Origin of the sequence: Proteus myxofaciens ATCC 19692 (assembly GCF_001654855.1) — a bacterium.
GTDB classification, from domain to species: domain Bacteria; phylum Pseudomonadota; class Gammaproteobacteria; order Enterobacterales; family Enterobacteriaceae; genus Proteus; species Proteus myxofaciens.
Genome location: NZ_LXEN01000274.1, coordinates 1 through 212, shown reverse-complemented (window position 1 = coordinate 212; position 212 = coordinate 1). Strand labels below are relative to the sequence as shown.

General features: G+C 37.3%; 1 protein-coding gene. It reads right to left on the bottom strand.

All coding sequences use genetic code 11. The features are described from left to right. The coding region (locus M983_RS16865; protein WP_210433269.1) for a flavodoxin domain-containing protein at positions 1-212 on the bottom strand (212 nt) is incomplete at both ends.

The following is a 212-nucleotide window of genomic DNA, read 5'->3' as shown; positions in this document are numbered from 1 at the left end:
CAGATCCAGTGTGGGTAGTGTTTCCCAGATATTTAACCAATCTTCTTGAATTTCACCAAAATCCCAAGTTGGAATACCTAAAATGAGAATATCATATTGCTCCATTAGTGTTGTATCACACTCTTGAACATTATGAAGATCAACAAATTCCTCTCCAAGAATATCTCGAATTTTTTCTGCCGCCATTTCGGTATAACAGGTACTGGAACCGT